Genomic DNA, 15,141 nt, shown 5'->3' with positions numbered 1-15,141 from the left:
CGGACTTCGCGCATTTCTCCGAACTTGGCGCGCGCCGGGCCGGCAGCGAGCCGCCGGTCAGTCCGGGTCGGACGGGTCGATCGGCTCGTGGTGGTCGAATCCCACGACCCCGCGCCGCCAGTAGCCGCTGAGCGCGTACTGCTCACGCGGCAGCGCGAGCTCGTAGCGCAGGTGCCTCCGCAGGGGGATGAGCCGGGATGCCTCGCCCGCGCCGAACACGAAGGTCTCGGCATCCGTCCCGACCATCTCGAGCGAGTCGGCCAGGCTGCCGCTCGCCTGCATCACGTCTACGTCGTCGCGACCCGACTCCTCGCGCAGGTACGTCTCGACCCATTCGATGTCGCCCGGCACGTCGGCGATGACCTCGACGACGGTGGTCGAGGGGAGCTCGGCGAGCCAGCGCGTCGCCGAGGGCAGCGCCGTCGGGTCGACGACGAGCACGACCCTCGCGGCGTTCTGCGGCGCGTTCTTCGAGCCGCGCGGTCCCACGATCACGAGCCGATCGCCGACCTTCGCCTGCTCGCCCCAGGCCGCGGCGGGTCCGGGATCGACGTGGCGCAGGATGTCGAGGGCCAGCGTCCGCTGCCCCGTCGCCTCGTCGAACCGCACAGCGAGCGGAGTGAAGTCGCGGGCGAACATCGGCGCCTCGGGCCGGACGATCCCCTCCTCGCCGGGGCCGACGGCGCGCGGGGCGACGAGCTCGCCCGTGATCGGGTGGGGGAAGAAGACGCGCACGTGGTCGGTGGGGCCCGTGCTCACGAAGTCGTCGAAGTCGGGTCCCGACAGCGTGACCCGGACGAACTGGTCCACCGGCCGGGCGACGGCGGTCACGACAGCCTCGCGGGCCGTGAAGCGGTGGCGACTGTTCGCACGGAAGAAGGGTGCCGAAGGGTCTTCGACCGGGCGGGGGGAACCGGTCGCACCGGTCGTCGGCGGCGGGGTCGCGGCATCCGTCATGGCATTCCTCCTCCGGTCGCGTGCGAAGGCGACCTGCTCCAGCAAAGCACGCGGGACCGGGCGTCGGGCGCGATCAGAGGCTCGCGAGGCCGCAGAAGGGTCGCCAGCACGGCGATGACCGGCACGGGACTCACCGCGATGCCGAGGGCGAGCGAAAGCGTCGCGCCGTTCATCGGCCGAATCACACCCCCCAGAGTGACGTTCTGGGGCACAAGGGCCGAGAACCGAGTCTCGCCCATGAAGGGTGATCGGCGCCTCATTTGTGAACGCGCGTTGCCGTCCTGCCCGACGGCGGCCCTACCGTGACACCGTGACCGACACGACACCGCCTCGCCGCCGACGTCGGACGGGAGGGCTCGGACGGCCCACCGGTCGCGACGTCGTCTCCGGATTCGTCACGGGCCTCTTCTCGATCCCCGAGGGGATGGCCTACGCGAGCATCGGCAACTTCGCCGCCCCTCTCGGCCTCTGGTCGGGCATCGTGCCGACGATCATCGGCTCGATGTTCACCCGCACCGTGCTCATGGTGACGACGCTCACGAGCGCGATCGCCCTCACGTCGCAGAGCGTGCTGACGGCCGCGGGTCTCGACCCGGGCGACCTCGGGGCGATCGCAACGCTCACCGTCATGGTCGGCGTCGTCATGCTCGTCATGGGTGTCCTCAAGCTCGGATCGGTCATGTCGTACGTCTCGACCGCCGTCATGACGGGGTTCACGACGGGCATCGCGCTGCAGATCGTCGCGGGCGTCATCCACGATGCGACGGGCTACTCGCCGGTGAGCTCGAACACCGTCGGCAAGATCCTCAACGCCCTCGCCAACATCGACCAGTGGCAGCTCGCGTCGGTGCTCGTCTCGACCGCCACGGTCGCCGTCTGGGTCGTGGTCCGCTTCATCAAGCCGCTCAGGTCGCTTGCCACCCTCGTCGCGCTCATCGTCGTGACGGTGCCCGTCGCCCTGCTCGGTCTCGACGTCGAATACGTGTCCGACATCGCGACGATCCCGCGCTCGCTGCCGCCACTCAGCCTCCCCGATCTGGCGGCGATCCCCGGCCTCGCGACGGGAGCCGTCGCGGTCGCGCTCGTGGCGCTCGCGCAGGCGGCCGGCATCAGCGCCGCGGTGAGCAACCCCGACGGCTCGCGGTCGGATGCCTCGAAGGACTTCACGGCGCAGGGGCTCGCCAACATCGCGGGCGGGTTCTTCTCGGCGCTCCCCACGGGAGGATCCATGTCGCGCACGGGGGTCGCGATGAGCGCGGGCGCGCAGACGCGCTGGTCGGGGATCTTCGCGGGTCTGTGGCTCGCGCTCATCGTGCTCCTCGTCGGACCGTTCGCCGGCTACATCCCCATGCCGGTCATCGGCGGGCTCATGATCGTGATCGGCGGCGAGCTCGTCGTCGGGCGGTGGCCCGACATCGTCCTCGTGTTCCGCACGTCGGCGCTGTCGGCCGCGGCACTCCTGGTGACCTTCGTCGCCACGACCGCCCTGCCCCTCCAGCAGGCGATCTTCATCGGCGCCGGGCTCTCGATCATCCTCAGCGTCGTCGCGCTCTCGCGGACCGGCCGCATGCTCGAGGTCGTCCGGGACGGCGACGGCTGGGTCGTCGAGAACCCGCCGGAGCACCTGCCGAGCCATCGGACGACGGTGCTGCACTACACCGGCGGCAGCATCTTCGCCGAGGTCAACCGGCTGCAGGAGGACTGGCCGCGGGTGGACGGGACGACGGATGCCGCGATCGTCCTGTCGATGCGCGGGTCACCCATGGTCCCGTCGGCCACCTTCCTCAAGGCGCTCGACCAGATCGTCGTCGACCTGCGCAAGGAGGGCATCTCGCTCGTCCTGTGCGGTGTGCCGCCGAAGTTCGCCGAGCTCCTGACACGCACGGGCCGGCTGACGCACCTCGGACCGGAGAACGTCGTCGTCGAGACACCGCGGCTCGCCGAGTCGCTGGAAACGGCGTACGAACGGGCCGAAACCCTGCGCGCGCAGGCGCGGAACGAGGCATCCCGGAACCCGAAGGGGTCGTGACCGCCCTCTCACTCGCAACGGGTGAGACCGCCGGATCGCCCGGCCCGCAGAGGCGGCGATGTCGGTAGACAGAGAGACAGCTTGAGCACCCGGGGGGGCGTGGCGTCACGCTCTGCCTCCGCGATCCGAGGAGAGATGATGACGGACGAATCAGTGATCGGCGCGCCCCTTCCGCCGGCGAGGACGCTTCCCTTCCCGCCCAAGCCTTCGGGCAGCTACGCGGGGCGAACCCTTGCCGAGTCGACGTACTCGCCGCTGCCGCCGGAGCGTCACCTCGCCGAGGATGCGCCGAACGTGCTGGTCGTGCTCATCGACGACGCGGGCCCGGCCCTTCCCGCTCCCCTGGGCGGCAAGGTCGCGACGCCGACGCTCGAGCGGATCCGTGAGGGCGGCATCGGGTACAACCGCTTCCACACGACGGCGATGTGCTCGCCGACGCGCGCGTCGCTCCTCACGGGCCGCAACCACCACCGCGTGGGCGCCGGGCAGATCGCCGAGCTCGCCGCCGACTGGGACGGCTACTCCGGGCACATCCCCAAGAGCAGCGCGACCATGGCCGAGGTGCTGCGCAACTACGGCTACTCGACGGCCGCCTGGGGCAAGTGGCACAACACCCCGGCCGAGGAGACGACGAAGGCCGGTCCGTACGACAACTGGCCCACCGGCAACGGCTTCGAGTACTTCTACGGCTTCCTCGCCGGCGAGGCGTCGCAGTACGAGCCGAACCTCGTGCGCAACACGACGAGCGTCCTCCCGCCGAAGTCCCCGGAGGAGGGGTACCACCTGAGCGAGGACATCGCCGACGACGCGATCGCGTGGCTGCGCGACCACAAGGCCCTCGCTCCCGACAAGCCCTTCTTCATGTACTGGGCGACCGGAGCGATCCACGGGCCCCACCACATCATGAAGGAGTGGGCCGACAAGTACGCCGGCGTCTTCGACGACGGCTGGGACGCCTACCGGGAGGACGCCCACGCCGGGGCGAAGGCGGCCGGCTGGATCCCGGAGGATGCCGAGCTGACGCCCCGCCCGGAGTCGCTGCAGGGGTGGGACGAGATCCCCGACCACCAGAAGGCGTTCCAGGCGCGGCTCATGGAGGTGTGCGCGGGCTTCGGCGAGCACGCCGACGTGCAGGCGGGCCGTCTCGTCGACGAGCTCGAGCGCCTCGGCTACCTCGACAACACGATCGTCATATACATCTGGGGCGACAACGGCTCGTCGGGCGAAGGCCAGAACGGCACGATCAGCGAGCTGCTCGCGCAGAACATGATCCCCACGACGGTCGACCAGCACATCGCAGCGCTCGAAGAGCTCGGCGGGCTCGACGCGCTCGGCACTCCGGCGACCGACAACCAGTACCACGCCGCATGGGCGTGGGCCGGCTCGACGCCGTACCAGGGCATGAAGCTCATGGCGTCGCACCTCGGCGGCACGCGCAACCCGCTGTTCATCCAGTGGCCCGGGCGCATCGAACCCGACCGGGTGCCGCGCACGCAGTTCCACCATGTCATCGACGTCGCGCCGACGATCTACGAGATCCTCGGCATCTCGCACCCCGAGACCGTCAACGGCGTCCACCAGGACCCGATCGACGGCACGAGCTTCGCGTACTCGATCGACGACAAGGATGCCGAGGGCCGGCACCGCGTGCAGTACTTCGAGATCATGGCGAGCCGATCCATCTACGAGGACGGCTGGATGGCGTCGACGACGGGTCCGCGCCTGCCGTGGGTGCCGGGTGCGCCTCCCGGGATCAGGACGTGGACCCCCGACGAGGACAAGTGGGAGCTCTACAACCTCGACGAGGACTGGAGCCAGGCGCGCGATGTCGCCGACCAGCATCCGGAGAAGCTCGCGGCTCTCAAGGAGCTCTTCGCGATCGAGGCCGCCAAGAACAAAGTGCTCCCCGTCGGCGGCGGGCTGTGGATCGTGCCGTTCCACCCCGAGTTGCGCCTCACTCCGCCGTACACCGAGTGGGACATGGCGGGCGACACGACGCGTGTTCCGGAGTTCTGCGCTCCCGCCCTCGGTAACAAGCCGAACACCGTGACCATCACGGCGGACCTCGGCGAGAAGGCGAACGGCGTGCTCTACAAGCTCGGCGGCGCGGGCGGCGGCCTCACGGCCTTCGTCGTCGACGGCATCCTGACCTATGAGTACAACCTGTTCCTCGTGCAGCGGACGACGATCGCGGCATCCGATCCCCTCCCGGCAGGGGATGTCACGATCGAGATCGAGACGACCTACGTCGAGCAGAAGCCTGGGGGACCGCTCAGCGTGACCCTGCGCGTGAACGGCGACGAGGTCGCGCAGGGCGTCGTGCCGGTGAGCGCCCCGCTCCTCTTCTCAGCGAACGACTGTCTCGACATCGGTCGCGCGTACGGCGGTGCCGTCTCGCGCGCGTACGCCGAGCGGATGCCGTTCGCCTTCGACGGCCGGATCGACCGCGTGCACATCGCCTACGCCGTGCCCGCATGATCCGGTGACCCGGACGACCCCCGCACCGAAGCGCCGAACCCTCGCCCGGGACGTCGGCGCGGGGGTCGTGCTCGGGGTGGAGAGCGTGCCCGACGGGCTCGCCATGGGGCTCCTCGCGGGCGTCAACCCGCTCGCCGGGCTCTACGCCTACCTCTTCGGCATGGTCGGCGCGGCGCTGTTCACGAGCAGCTCGTTCATGGTCGTGCAGGCGACGGGGGCCATCGCGCTCGTCGTCTCGGACGCGGGCCTCGCGACACGGCCCGACCCCGACCGGGCGCTCTTCACCCTGTCGATGCTGACGGGCGCCATCCTCGTCGTTGCGGGTCTCGCACAGGCCGGCCGCCTCGTGCGGTTCGTGCCCACGGCGGTCATGACGGGGTTCCTCACGGCCGTCGGCATCAACATCGTGCTCGGCCAGCTCGCCAACCTCACGGGGTACGCGTCGCCGTACGACAACCGCATCGCGAAGCTCATCGACACGGCGCTGCACCCCGGCGAGTGGAGCATCGGCTCTATCTTCGTCGGCGTCGTGACGATCGCCATCATCGTCGCGTTGCAGCAGACGCGCATCGGCGGCATCGGCCTCGTCATCGCGATCGTCGCCGGCAGCGCGCTCGCCGCAGCCCTCGACGCGTGGGCCGGGGCATCCGTCGCCTTCATCGGCGATCTCGTGACGGTGCCCGACGGCCTGCCGCTGCCGGTGCTGCCGACGTGGGACGACCTTGCCTTCGTGACCATCCCGGCGAGCTCGATCGCCCTCATCTGCATCGTGCAGGGCGCCGGCGTGTCGACCGGCCTCGCGACGCCCGACGGGCGGCGCCCGAACATCTCGCGCGACATCGTGGCGCAGGGCGCGGGCAATCTTCTCGCCGGCGTGTTCCAGGGAATGCCCGTCGGCGGCTCGATGGGCTCGTCGTCGATCGTCGTGGCGGCGGGGGCCAAGACCCGCGCGGCGATCTTCGTCGCGGGCGCGTGCATGGTCGTCGTCATCCTCTTCGCCGCCGACACCGTCGCGTTCGTCGCGATGCCCGCGCTCGCGGGCCTCCTCATCGTGATCGGCGCGGGCGCCGTCAAGCCCGCGCGGGTCGTGTCGGTGCTCAACACCGGTCCGCTGCAGACGGTGATCATGGCGGTGACCTTCGTGCTCACCCTCCTCATTCCGCTGCAGTTCGCGGTGCTCGTCGGCGTGGGGCTCGGCATGGTGCTGTTCGTCGTGCAGCAGTCCAACCGGGTGCGCGTGCGGGAGCTGCGCCTGACGGATGACGGCGGCATGCGCGAGGTCGACCCCGTGGCCGTGATCGCGCCCGGCTCGGTCACCGTGCTCCAGCCGTACGGCAGCCTCTTCTTCGCGAGCGCGCCGACTCTCGAGCGCCAGCTTCCGGCGGTGTCGCGGACGTCGACGGATGCCGTGGTCATCCTGCGCCTGCGCGGAGTCGACCAGATCGGGCTCACGACGATCGACGTGCTGCGGCGGTATGCGGCCGCGCTGGATGCCGCGGGGTCGACGCTCAAGCTCGTGGTGAGCGACAAGGACGTCCTGACGCAGATCCGGTCGAGCGGCCTCGCCGGGACGATCGGCCCGCGCAACCTCTACGAGGGGAGCGAGTGGATCGGCGCGGCCGTGCGCCGCGCGTACGCCGACGCGCGAGAAGAGGTCGCTCATGCGTAGCGCGGCTGAGAGGGTAAGAGGGTGACCTCCGCCCGCGACGACATGGTGCTCCTCCCGGCCGGGGTCTTCACGATGGGGAGTGACGACTTCTACCCCGACGAGCGGCCCGTGCACGAGCGCACGGTCGAGGCGTTCTGGATCGACCGCCACCAGGTGACGAACGCCGAGTTCGCGCGGTTCGTGGCCGAGACGGGGTACGTCACCGTCGCGGAGCGGCCGCTCGAGGCATCCGACTATCCCGACCTGCCCGCTGAAGACCTGGTGCCCGGCTCGCTCGTCTTCACGCCGACGACTGTCGCCGTCGACCTGCGTGACTGGCGGCAGTGGTGGCGCTGGGAGCCCGGTGCCCAGTGGCGGCACCCCGAAGGACTCGGATCATCGATCGACGAGCGGATGTCGCACCCCGTCGTGCAGGTCGCGTTCGAGGATGCCGAGGCCTACGCCCGCTGGGCGGGCAAGCGACTGCCGACGGAGGCCGAGGCGGAGTACGCGGCACGCGGCGGCCGTGAAGGGACCCCGTTCGCGTGGGGAGATGCCGCGTTCCCCGACGACGTGGCGCAGGCCAACACGTGGATCGGCCGCTTCCCCTACGACAATCGCGGCCGGTTCGGCGCGTCGACGGCTCCGGTCGGGTCGTACCCCGCCAACGGCTACGGCCTCTTCGACACGATCGGGAACGTCTGGGAGTGGACGAGCGACTACTACTCGCCGCGCCATGTCGTGCCCGGGTCGGTGCCGGTCGACCGCGGCGCCCGCTCGGACCTGATGGCGTCGGCGAGTGCCGAGGTCGGCTCGAGCGTCCCGCGCCGGGTGCTCAAGGGAGGGTCGTACCTCTGCTCGCCGGACTACTGCCTGCGCTTCCGCCCCGCCGCGCGCTCGCCGCAGGCCGACGACTCCTCGACGACGCACATCGGCTTCCGCTGCGCGCGCGACGCGTGACCTGGGTTTCTTGCGGTTCGGTGACCGGCGGTGGCACCGCCGCGCCGCGCGCTGGCTGCGACCGCTACAGAAACCTGCGACCGCTACGTCTGCCGACGCCTCCCTCGCAGGTTTCTGTGGCGCTCGAGTGAGTGGCGGCTGGCTGGCGCCCTGACCCGCCGGGCGGGTGTGGTGGAGTTAGTTCTCGACGACGCGGGCGGCGATGTCGGTGCGGTACTGGCCGCCCTCCAGGCCGATCTCGGCGATGCCGCGGTAGGCACGGTCCCGCGCTTCGGTGAAGGTCGTGCCGAGGCCGACGACGTTGAGCACGCGGCCACCCGTCGCGACGAGACCCTCGGGCGACGCGGCCGTCGCCGCATGGGCGAGGTGGACGCCCTCGACGGCGGCCGCGGCATCCAGTCCCGAAAGCGGACGCCCTGTGATCGGCGCCTCGGGGTAGCCCTCCGACGCGAGCACGACCGTGACCGCCACGGCGTCCGCGAACGCAGGCCGACGGTGATCCTCGAGGTGGCCCGACGCAGCCGAGAGCAGCAGCTGCGACAGCGGATCGACGAGGCGCGGCAGCACGACCTGGGTCTCGGGGTCGCCGAAGCGCGCGTTGAACTCGATGACCTTCACGCCCTGCTCGGTGAGGATGAGGCCCGCGTAGAGGAGTCCGATGAAGGGTGTGCCCTCGGCATCCAGCTGGTGGATGACCGGCTCGGCGATCTCGCGCGTGACGAGGTCGACGAAGGCCTGTTCGGGATCGGATGCCTCGCCCTCGATGGCCCAGCCGCCGAAGCGCTCGCCCAGCCACGGCAGCGGGGAGTAGGCGCCCATGCCGCCGGTGTTCGGGCCCTCGTCGCCGTCGCGCAGGCGCTTGAAGTCCTGGGCGGGGCTGAGGGGGGAGGACGTGGTCGCCGTCGCTCAGGAAGAAGAGCGAAACCTCGGGTCCGGCGAGGAACTCCTCGACGAGCACGGGTCCGCTCGGCAGGTACGAGTCGGCGTGGGCGAGGGCGGCGTCGCGGTCGTCGGTGACGATGACGCCTTTCCCGGCGGCGAGCCCGTCGGCCTTCACGACGTGCGGGGCGCCGAGTTCATCGAGCGCCGCCTCGACCTCGGCGCGCGTGTGCGCCCGGACCGCGCGACCGGTCGGGACTCCCGCAGCCTCCATGACCCGCTTCGCGAAGGCCTTCGAGCCCTCGAGTTGCGCCGCGGCCTTGCCGGGTCCGAAGACGGGGATGCCGCGCTCGCGCAGCGCATCGGCGACGCCCGCGACGAGCGGCGCCTCGGGACCGATGACGACGAGGTCGATCGAGTGCGTGTTCGCGAAGTCCGTGACGGCGGCTGGGTCGTTCGGGTCGAGGGCGAGGATCGTCGCGTCGCGCGCGATGCCGGCGTTGCCGGGCGCCGCGAAGACCTCGTGTGCGACCTCCTCCGACCGCAGGGCGAGGATGATGGCGTGCTCGCGAGCACCGGAGCCGAGGACCAGGATTCGCACCCGGCAAGCCTACCGAGGGGTGCGGGGACCGCCCTGCCGGATGACGAGGGGCGGGGAATCACCGCGCGCCATTCTCACGCGTAGCTCGAGCCTCTCGGCCGGCCCAAGTTTTCGACAGATGGCAACGGGTCGCGCCGTGAGGAGGTCTGCCGTGCGGGTGCGGTGTTCAGCCGGGGGCCTGCGCGCAGGGCGTGAATACGGCGCCAGCGAGTTCGTCCGGACCGTCGAGGTGCCGCTTCACGAGTTCGATGTACGCCACGCTCGACGGCCACCTCTGGCAACGTCTCATCCTCGAACAGGGATGGACAGACGAACGTCACGCCGCGTGGCTCGCCACCCATTGGCGCCAACAATTCCTCAACGCGACCCCTGCCGACGCCGTGAGCCTGCGTCAGTGATCCACCCGGTCGAGGAACGCGAGCACGCGGCTCACCAGCAGGTCCGTCGCCTCGGCGTCGTAGCTCGGTAGCGAACTGTCCTCGAACAGGTGCTGTTCGCCTGGGTAGGTGAACAACTCGCCGTCGTCGACTGCCGCGACGATCTCGCGCGCTGCGTCGATATCGCCTTCGCCCGCGAAGAACTCGTCGGCGTCCTTACCGTGGATCTGCACGGGCACGTTATCGGGCCACCGCCCGAACGCCCACTCGCCGGACACCGGGATCGCCGACTCGAGCAGCACCGCCCCCGCGGCGCCCGGGCGCTGCTGAGCGAGCCGCTGCGCGCGCATCACCCCCGACGAGACACCGAGGTATACCAGCCGCTCCGGGAGGTCAGCGGCTGCGGCATCCGCCCGCCCATCCACGTCAACCGCTCCACTCTGCACGAAGGCGAACGCATCTTCCATAGAGTCGAAGATGCGCCCGTCGTACAGGTCGGGTGCGTGCACCGTATGACCGCCGGCGCGTAACCGGTCGGCGAAATCACGCATGCCGGCCGTCAATCCGAGGACGTGGTGGAACATCAATACGTCAGCCATGTGCCCTGTCTACCCCGGGCGACCGACATCGTCGCACGGGTCGCGGACCACCGGCCGATGTACCGTGCCCACGGAGAGATTACGGCCGCCACGCTGTGGCCTCTTCTCCGCGCCGTGCCCTCGGGGATCGTGTCCGGATAGCACAGCGATCGCCGCGCCACTGGCGTTGGTGAAATCGCCGGCCGGCTCGCCCTCAGCAGCAGTCAACTGGTGGAGATGCCTCGCATGCGATTGTTGCGCGGGTTGTGCTCGAGCTCAGCGAGCCCGAGCGTCTCGAGCAGCGGGGGCATGTATATCCCAAACCGACCACGGTAGCCCTTCCGCGTGCCGTACCATCCGCCGACCGGGTTCGACTCGGAGCGACCCCAGGCCTCGACGGTGCCTCCGGCCGCCTGCTTCTGTTCGTCTGCCGCCCCCAGCGGGACCCAGTCGCCTCGCTCCAGCAGCCAGGCATGCAGGTCCTCGATCGCCCGCGCCTGATAACTGAGCCTTGTGGACCCGACCTGGCAGACCAGCAGGTCGCCGTCGCGATACATCGTGTACTGCGAGGTGCCCGGAGCCGTTGTGAGGACCCACGGGTCGCTCTCAGTGCCGCTTCCTGTCATCGTCCCTCCGTGTCCCATCAGAGCCGCGGTCAGCGGGCGCTCCTAGTGTCGTGCCCCGCGATGCGCCAGACAAGGGAAGAGCACGCGAGGATCCCGCCTGCGCGCAATCGGATCCCAAGCGATACACACGATCGATGCCGGTTGGCTCCCTCGAGCGGGATGAGCCCTCTAGCATCGGCCCATGACCACTCGACTGAACCCCTACCTCAGTTTCGCGGGTGATGCCTCGGCCGCCCTCGCGTTCTACCGGGACGTTTTCGGCGGCGATCTCACGATCAATCACTTCGGCGACTTCGGCACCGACGACCACGGCATCGGCGACCAGGTCATGCACGGCCAGCTGGAAACAGCGTCTGGCCTCACGCTGATGGCCGCCGACATGCTGCCGGGCGAGACGTTGCGGCCCGGGAACAACCTCGCGGTCAGCCTCGGCGGGGACGACGCCGAGGAACTGCGCGGCTACTGGCAGGCACTGTCGGACGGAGGGACCGTGATGGTCGAGCTGGCCACCCAGCCGTGGGGCGACGAGTTCGGGATGTGCGTCGACCGGTTCGGGACCTCGTGGCTGGTCAACATCGCCGGGGGCGGCTGACCTACCCGATCCGCGCTGCACCCGGTGGGCGATGCCGCGGCCGGCGGCAGTCCCCTTGCGCTCGAACCTCGTCACCGGCCGCTCGGCCCAGCGATCGACCACGCCACCTCGAAGGCCGGGCTCGGCATCGAGCACTCGCACCACCTGCTCGGCGTAATCGGCCCAGTCGGTGGCCAGCCGCCACACGCCCCCGGGCGGAGGCGACTCGCCGCGAGGGCCGCCAAGGGTGGGGTGACCAGCCGGCCCTCCGATCGAGCGGATCGCCGCCGACGTACGTCGGATCCACCACCAGCTGCTCAGCCGCCCCCCGGGGGTGCCGGCGGCCCGGCTGCGGGGCCGGCGCGCGGCCTACGACGACGTGCCCGAGACAGGCGGCTTCAGACCGCACCCACACCCTCGATCGGGATGAGCCCGCAAACGTCCATTCAGCGTTCGCCGGCCGGATATGGATCGCGGATGGCGCCGCGAGTGTGGTCTTCATCGCGCGTGTCACGCTACGCGGGATTTACGATGTCGCGGTGACGTCCGGGCTTGATCCGGCTCGTACCCGGTCGCGACGAAAGGAACGGCAGGACGGTTGCGGGCCGGCCTGTACGGAGTCACCCCAATTGAAGAGAGGGGGTGAGCCACGTGACAGAAACCCTCTTGAGTTCCGGCGACGAGATCGCCGTCACCATCACGGCCGTGAAGCCGTTCGGCATGTTCGTCGAGACGGCCGCTGGAGTCCCGGGCCTCGTCCGCGGATCGGGCGCTGATATCGGCGATGTCGTGCGTGTAGGTGTCGTCGAGTTCGACCCGGCCGCACGCCGATTCAGCGCGACTCTAGCCTGACCGACTCATAACAAGCGAGATACGCTCACTGCCCCTCCTGACCCGCACGGATCGCGAGGGGCACTGACTCATCCCGTTGCGAGCGACCGAGGCATCCGATCGGCCCGCTTATGGGCACAGCCCGCAAGAGGATCGTCACGAACCTTGCGGTGGGAGGCGCCGCTTCAATCGGTGAGCGATCAGGTCCCGTGGTCGACGTCCCCCCATGCGGCGATGTCGACACCGTGATTGTCGGGCGATGCGAGCGTCCACCAGTCGGGTGCGTGCGAGTCATCCGCCAGTCGTCCTCCGGCTTCGATCACTGCCGCGACACGCTCCTCGGCACGATCGTTCGGCAGTGCGATGTCGATATGGGTGCGGCCACGTCCCGGGGCGGCGATCTCGTCGAACCACATCCGCGGTCCCCGGCGTAGCGGGTCAACGACCAGTCCGCCGAGCGACTGGTAACCGAGCGCCGCGACCCAGAAGTCCCGTGTGCTCACTCCCTCTGCCTCCGCGATGGCGATCTGAATCGTGTGCAACTGAGATGGGTCGGGCACGAGCCCGAGTTCGGCGGCGATGGCGGAGACATGCCGCACCAGTTCGACGTCGGCAGTGTCCAGTCTCCCGCGCAGCGTTGAGGCGGTACGAACTACCACGGCCTCCGGCCTGAGGTCGATGTCTGGTTCTCGACCCACCGCTTGCGTCACGAGTGCGATGCGCCGGATGAACTCCACGCCCGCGGCGAATGAGGGCGTCCGAAACACGGTTTGCGCGCCCCCGTACAGCACGTGCCACCCACCTGTTCCCTCCTCCTCATGGAACTGTTTGGCGCTGATCGGTTCGGCCATTGAGGTCTCCTCTTCCCTGAACGGTCGTAACGCGACAGACGCTAGCGAGCCGATGCGACATTCGACCTCAGCCGCTCGCATCGACCCTCATGCTCGCAAATGCCCGCAAGTCGATCCGAACCGGGTGCGGCTCGTGAGCACGGGTGGGACCGCGCGACGCGATGCACTGCTGCGGTTCGGAGTTCTCGATGCGAACATCTACGTCGATCACGGACTGACCGGAACCAACCGCTCCCGCCCCGGGCTGCGGGAGGCGCTGGCCGCCGTGCGGAAAGGCGACACACTCGTCGTCACCAAGCTCGACCGGCTCGCCCGGTCGGTGCGGGATGCCTGCGACATCGCTGACGAAGTCACCGAAGGGCGTCGCGCTCAGTCTCGGCGGAAGCCGCTATGAGCCCACCGACCCTGTTCAAGGTGTCTTCTTTGCGCGACGCCACGAAACTTGCCGTGGCTGTTTCCGAGCTGGAAGGGCTCGGGCAGCGGACGCTGCTGACCGCGATGAGAGCTATGCCGGCTCGGTCGTGCGGATCAATCCGCAGTTGACGCAAGACCAAGCGACCAGGAACTTCTCGTCGTCGAGGATCTCGAATTTCAGAGGGTCGCCGCAGGTCGGGCACACCCACGGCTCTGGCTCACGATCCTTCACACCCTTCAGGCTAGGCATCCCGATGCGCCACCGCGGGATCCGCAGGCGGGCAGCGCGTCGTAGAGTGAGGCCGTGTCGGCAAGGACGGTCGCGAGGACCATCGTGGGGGCTGCGCTCGTGGTCAACGCCGTTCCGCACGGAGTAAACGGTGTGCAGGGGGAGACCGTTCCCCAGTCCGTTCTCCGATCCGCCCGGCGTGGGTATGTCGTCCCCCGTGGTGAATGTCGCGTGGAGTGCGGCGAACGCGACAACAGGCGCGCTGCTTCTGCGCCGCGGCATCCGGACGCGCGGAGAAGCGGTCGGAGCCGCGATCGGTGCGATAGCGATGGCCACGGTGCTTGCGGTTCACTTCGGTAGCGTGCTGTCTGGCGGCCGGGGTCTGCGGGGAGCACGGGGCGGCCGTTCGGGACGCCCGCCGCTCGCCCTGGTGAAGGCGACACAGCCGATCGCGACGGCGCTCGCAGGTCGCCGCGGCTTTCCGCTGTGGGCCGTCGTGCACCATCGCGGACGCAAGAGCGGCACGGACTACGCCACTCCGGTGGCCATCGTGCCCACGATGTCGCCGACTGATGTGCTGATCGGTCTGCCGTGGGGACGGGACACCAATTGGGCGCGCAACGTCGTGGCGGCGACCTCGGCCGACGTCACCTGGAAGGGCGCCACTCATTCGACGGTCTCCCCACGCATCATCGGTCCGACGGAGGCTGCGGCCCTGGCAAGACCGTTCGTCCGCTTCATCGTCAAGCGCATGCCTGCCGCGATCGTTCTACATCTACCCCAGAACTGAGGGTCGGCCGCGGGTGCGCGCAGCCACTCCAAATCCCGTCGAGCGCCCGGACGGATGGCATGCGGGCGGAGTCCGCTTGCGGATCGCGTGAGAGCAGATAGCGTCCGGGCGTTCGGCTCCTTGCCCGGGCACGGAGAGCTGCGGAGGCTCGCGGACCTCAGACATTTCGCTTACTTCTCGAGCAGTTCAGCTCGAGACGACTATTTGCCGCATCCGGCGCATGCACCCGTTGCACACCTGATCTCTCACTTGGCAGAACAGGTGGTCGTCTTCGATGTCGATGCATGATGACCCGCTCAGATGGGAGCGCTCGGCGAGCCAT

At 69.6% G+C, this 15,141-nt stretch carries 12 protein-coding genes and 2 pseudogenes; 9 read left to right on the top strand and 5 right to left on the bottom strand.

What is annotated here, in order from left to right:
* Positions 1-57: 57 nt before the first annotated feature.
* Complete coding sequence (locus G5T42_RS04760; RefSeq protein WP_165126171.1) at positions 58-957, bottom strand: siderophore-interacting protein; 900 nt, start codon at positions 955-957, stop codon at positions 58-60.
* 310 nt (positions 958-1,267) lie between these two features.
* Here G5T42_RS04760 and G5T42_RS04755 point away from each other — a divergent pair, with 310 nt between their 5' ends.
* From G5T42_RS04755 to G5T42_RS04740, 4 genes are all read left to right on the top strand, one after another.
* The gene (locus G5T42_RS04755; protein ID WP_165126168.1) at positions 1,268-2,986 is read left to right on the top strand and encodes a solute carrier family 23 protein; all 1,719 of its coding nucleotides are present in this window, start codon (positions 1,268-1,270) and stop codon (positions 2,984-2,986) included.
* 138 nt (positions 2,987-3,124) lie between these two features.
* The gene (locus tag G5T42_RS04750) at positions 3,125-5,464 is read left to right on the top strand and encodes an arylsulfatase (RefSeq protein WP_165126165.1); all 2,340 of its coding nucleotides are present in this window, start codon (positions 3,125-3,127) and stop codon (positions 5,462-5,464) included.
* A gap of 4 nt (positions 5,465-5,468) precedes the next feature.
* Positions 5,469-7,133, top strand: coding sequence for a SulP family inorganic anion transporter (locus G5T42_RS04745; protein ID WP_241245964.1), 1,665 nt, complete (start codon positions 5,469-5,471; stop codon positions 7,131-7,133).
* A 42-nt stretch (positions 7,134-7,175) separates the two neighbouring features.
* Positions 7,176-8,072: a formylglycine-generating enzyme family protein gene (locus G5T42_RS04740; RefSeq protein ID WP_165130084.1), complete on the top strand. Its 897-nt coding sequence runs from the start codon at positions 7,176-7,178 to the stop codon at positions 8,070-8,072.
* A gap of 177 nt (positions 8,073-8,249) precedes the next feature.
* Here G5T42_RS04740 and purD read toward each other — a convergent pair.
* A pseudogene (gene purD / locus G5T42_RS04735) lies at positions 8,250-9,552 on the bottom strand (phosphoribosylamine--glycine ligase).
* Positions 9,553-9,800: 248 nt separating this feature from the next.
* On the opposite strand from purD, the gene G5T42_RS04730 reads away from it, so the two are divergent.
* A complete protein-coding gene (locus tag G5T42_RS04730; protein WP_165126162.1) occupies positions 9,801-9,950 on the top strand; it encodes a hypothetical protein in 150 nt (49 codons plus the stop codon).
* On the opposite strand, the gene G5T42_RS04725 is transcribed toward G5T42_RS04730, so the two are convergent.
* Positions 9,944-10,528, bottom strand: coding sequence for a dienelactone hydrolase family protein (locus G5T42_RS04725; protein WP_165126159.1), 585 nt, complete (start codon positions 10,526-10,528; stop codon positions 9,944-9,946). The two genes, G5T42_RS04730 and G5T42_RS04725, sit on opposite strands and share 7 nt — an antisense overlap.
* 203 nt (positions 10,529-10,731) lie before the next feature.
* Entirely contained in the window at positions 10,732-11,133 is a 402-nt protein-coding gene (locus tag G5T42_RS04720; RefSeq protein ID WP_165126156.1) for a DUF6855 family protein, read from the bottom strand.
* Between the two features lie 181 nt (positions 11,134-11,314).
* Between G5T42_RS04720 and G5T42_RS04715 the strand changes: the two genes are divergently transcribed.
* The gene (locus G5T42_RS04715; RefSeq protein WP_165126153.1) at positions 11,315-11,725 is read left to right on the top strand and encodes a VOC family protein; all 411 of its coding nucleotides are present in this window, start codon (positions 11,315-11,317) and stop codon (positions 11,723-11,725) included.
* Between the two features lie 630 nt (positions 11,726-12,355).
* The gene (locus G5T42_RS04710) at positions 12,356-12,556 is read left to right on the top strand and encodes a hypothetical protein (RefSeq protein ID WP_165126150.1); all 201 of its coding nucleotides are present in this window, start codon (positions 12,356-12,358) and stop codon (positions 12,554-12,556) included.
* 179 nt (positions 12,557-12,735) lie between these two features.
* On the opposite strand, the gene G5T42_RS04705 is transcribed toward G5T42_RS04710, so the two are convergent.
* On the bottom strand, positions 12,736-13,386 hold the full coding sequence (locus G5T42_RS04705) for a VOC family protein (protein ID WP_165126147.1): 651 nt from the start codon (positions 13,384-13,386) through the stop codon (positions 12,736-12,738).
* Between the two features lie 124 nt (positions 13,387-13,510).
* On the opposite strand from G5T42_RS04705, the pseudogene G5T42_RS04700 reads away from it, so the two are divergent.
* Positions 13,511-13,796: pseudogene (locus tag G5T42_RS04700) on the top strand (recombinase family protein); the annotation flags it as partial.
* Positions 13,797-14,459: 663 nt separating this feature from the next.
* Complete coding sequence (locus G5T42_RS04695) at positions 14,460-14,819, top strand: nitroreductase family deazaflavin-dependent oxidoreductase (protein ID WP_241245963.1); 360 nt, start codon at positions 14,460-14,462, stop codon at positions 14,817-14,819.
* Positions 14,820-15,141: the final 322 nt, after the last annotated feature.

Origin of the sequence: Microbacterium sp. 4R-513 (assembly GCF_011046485.1) — a bacterium.
GTDB lineage: Bacteria > Actinomycetota > Actinomycetes > Actinomycetales > Microbacteriaceae > Microbacterium.
This window is presented reverse-complemented; position numbering and strand designations above follow the sequence as displayed.

Excerpts from the sequence above, each read along its gene's own strand:
- G5T42_RS04760 (WP_165126171.1), bottom strand. The coding sequence starts at position 957 with ATGACGGATGCCGCGACCCCGCCGCCGACGACCGGTGCGACCGGTTCC.
- G5T42_RS04750 (WP_165126165.1), top strand. The coding sequence starts at position 3,125 with ATGACGGACGAATCAGTGATCGGCGCGCCCCTTCCGCCGGCGAGGACG.
- G5T42_RS04740 (WP_165130084.1), top strand. The coding sequence starts at position 7,176 with ATGGTGCTCCTCCCGGCCGGGGTCTTCACGATGGGGAGTGACGACTTC.
- G5T42_RS04730 (WP_165126162.1), top strand. The coding sequence starts at position 9,801 with ATGTACGCCACGCTCGACGGCCACCTCTGGCAACGTCTCATCCTCGAA.
- G5T42_RS04725 (WP_165126159.1), bottom strand. The coding sequence starts at position 10,528 with ATGGCTGACGTATTGATGTTCCACCACGTCCTCGGATTGACGGCCGGC.
- G5T42_RS04720 (WP_165126156.1), bottom strand. The coding sequence starts at position 11,133 with ATGACAGGAAGCGGCACTGAGAGCGACCCGTGGGTCCTCACAACGGCT.
- G5T42_RS04715 (WP_165126153.1), top strand. The coding sequence starts at position 11,315 with ATGACCACTCGACTGAACCCCTACCTCAGTTTCGCGGGTGATGCCTCG.
- G5T42_RS04705 (WP_165126147.1), bottom strand. The coding sequence starts at position 13,386 with ATGGCCGAACCGATCAGCGCCAAACAGTTCCATGAGGAGGAGGGAACA.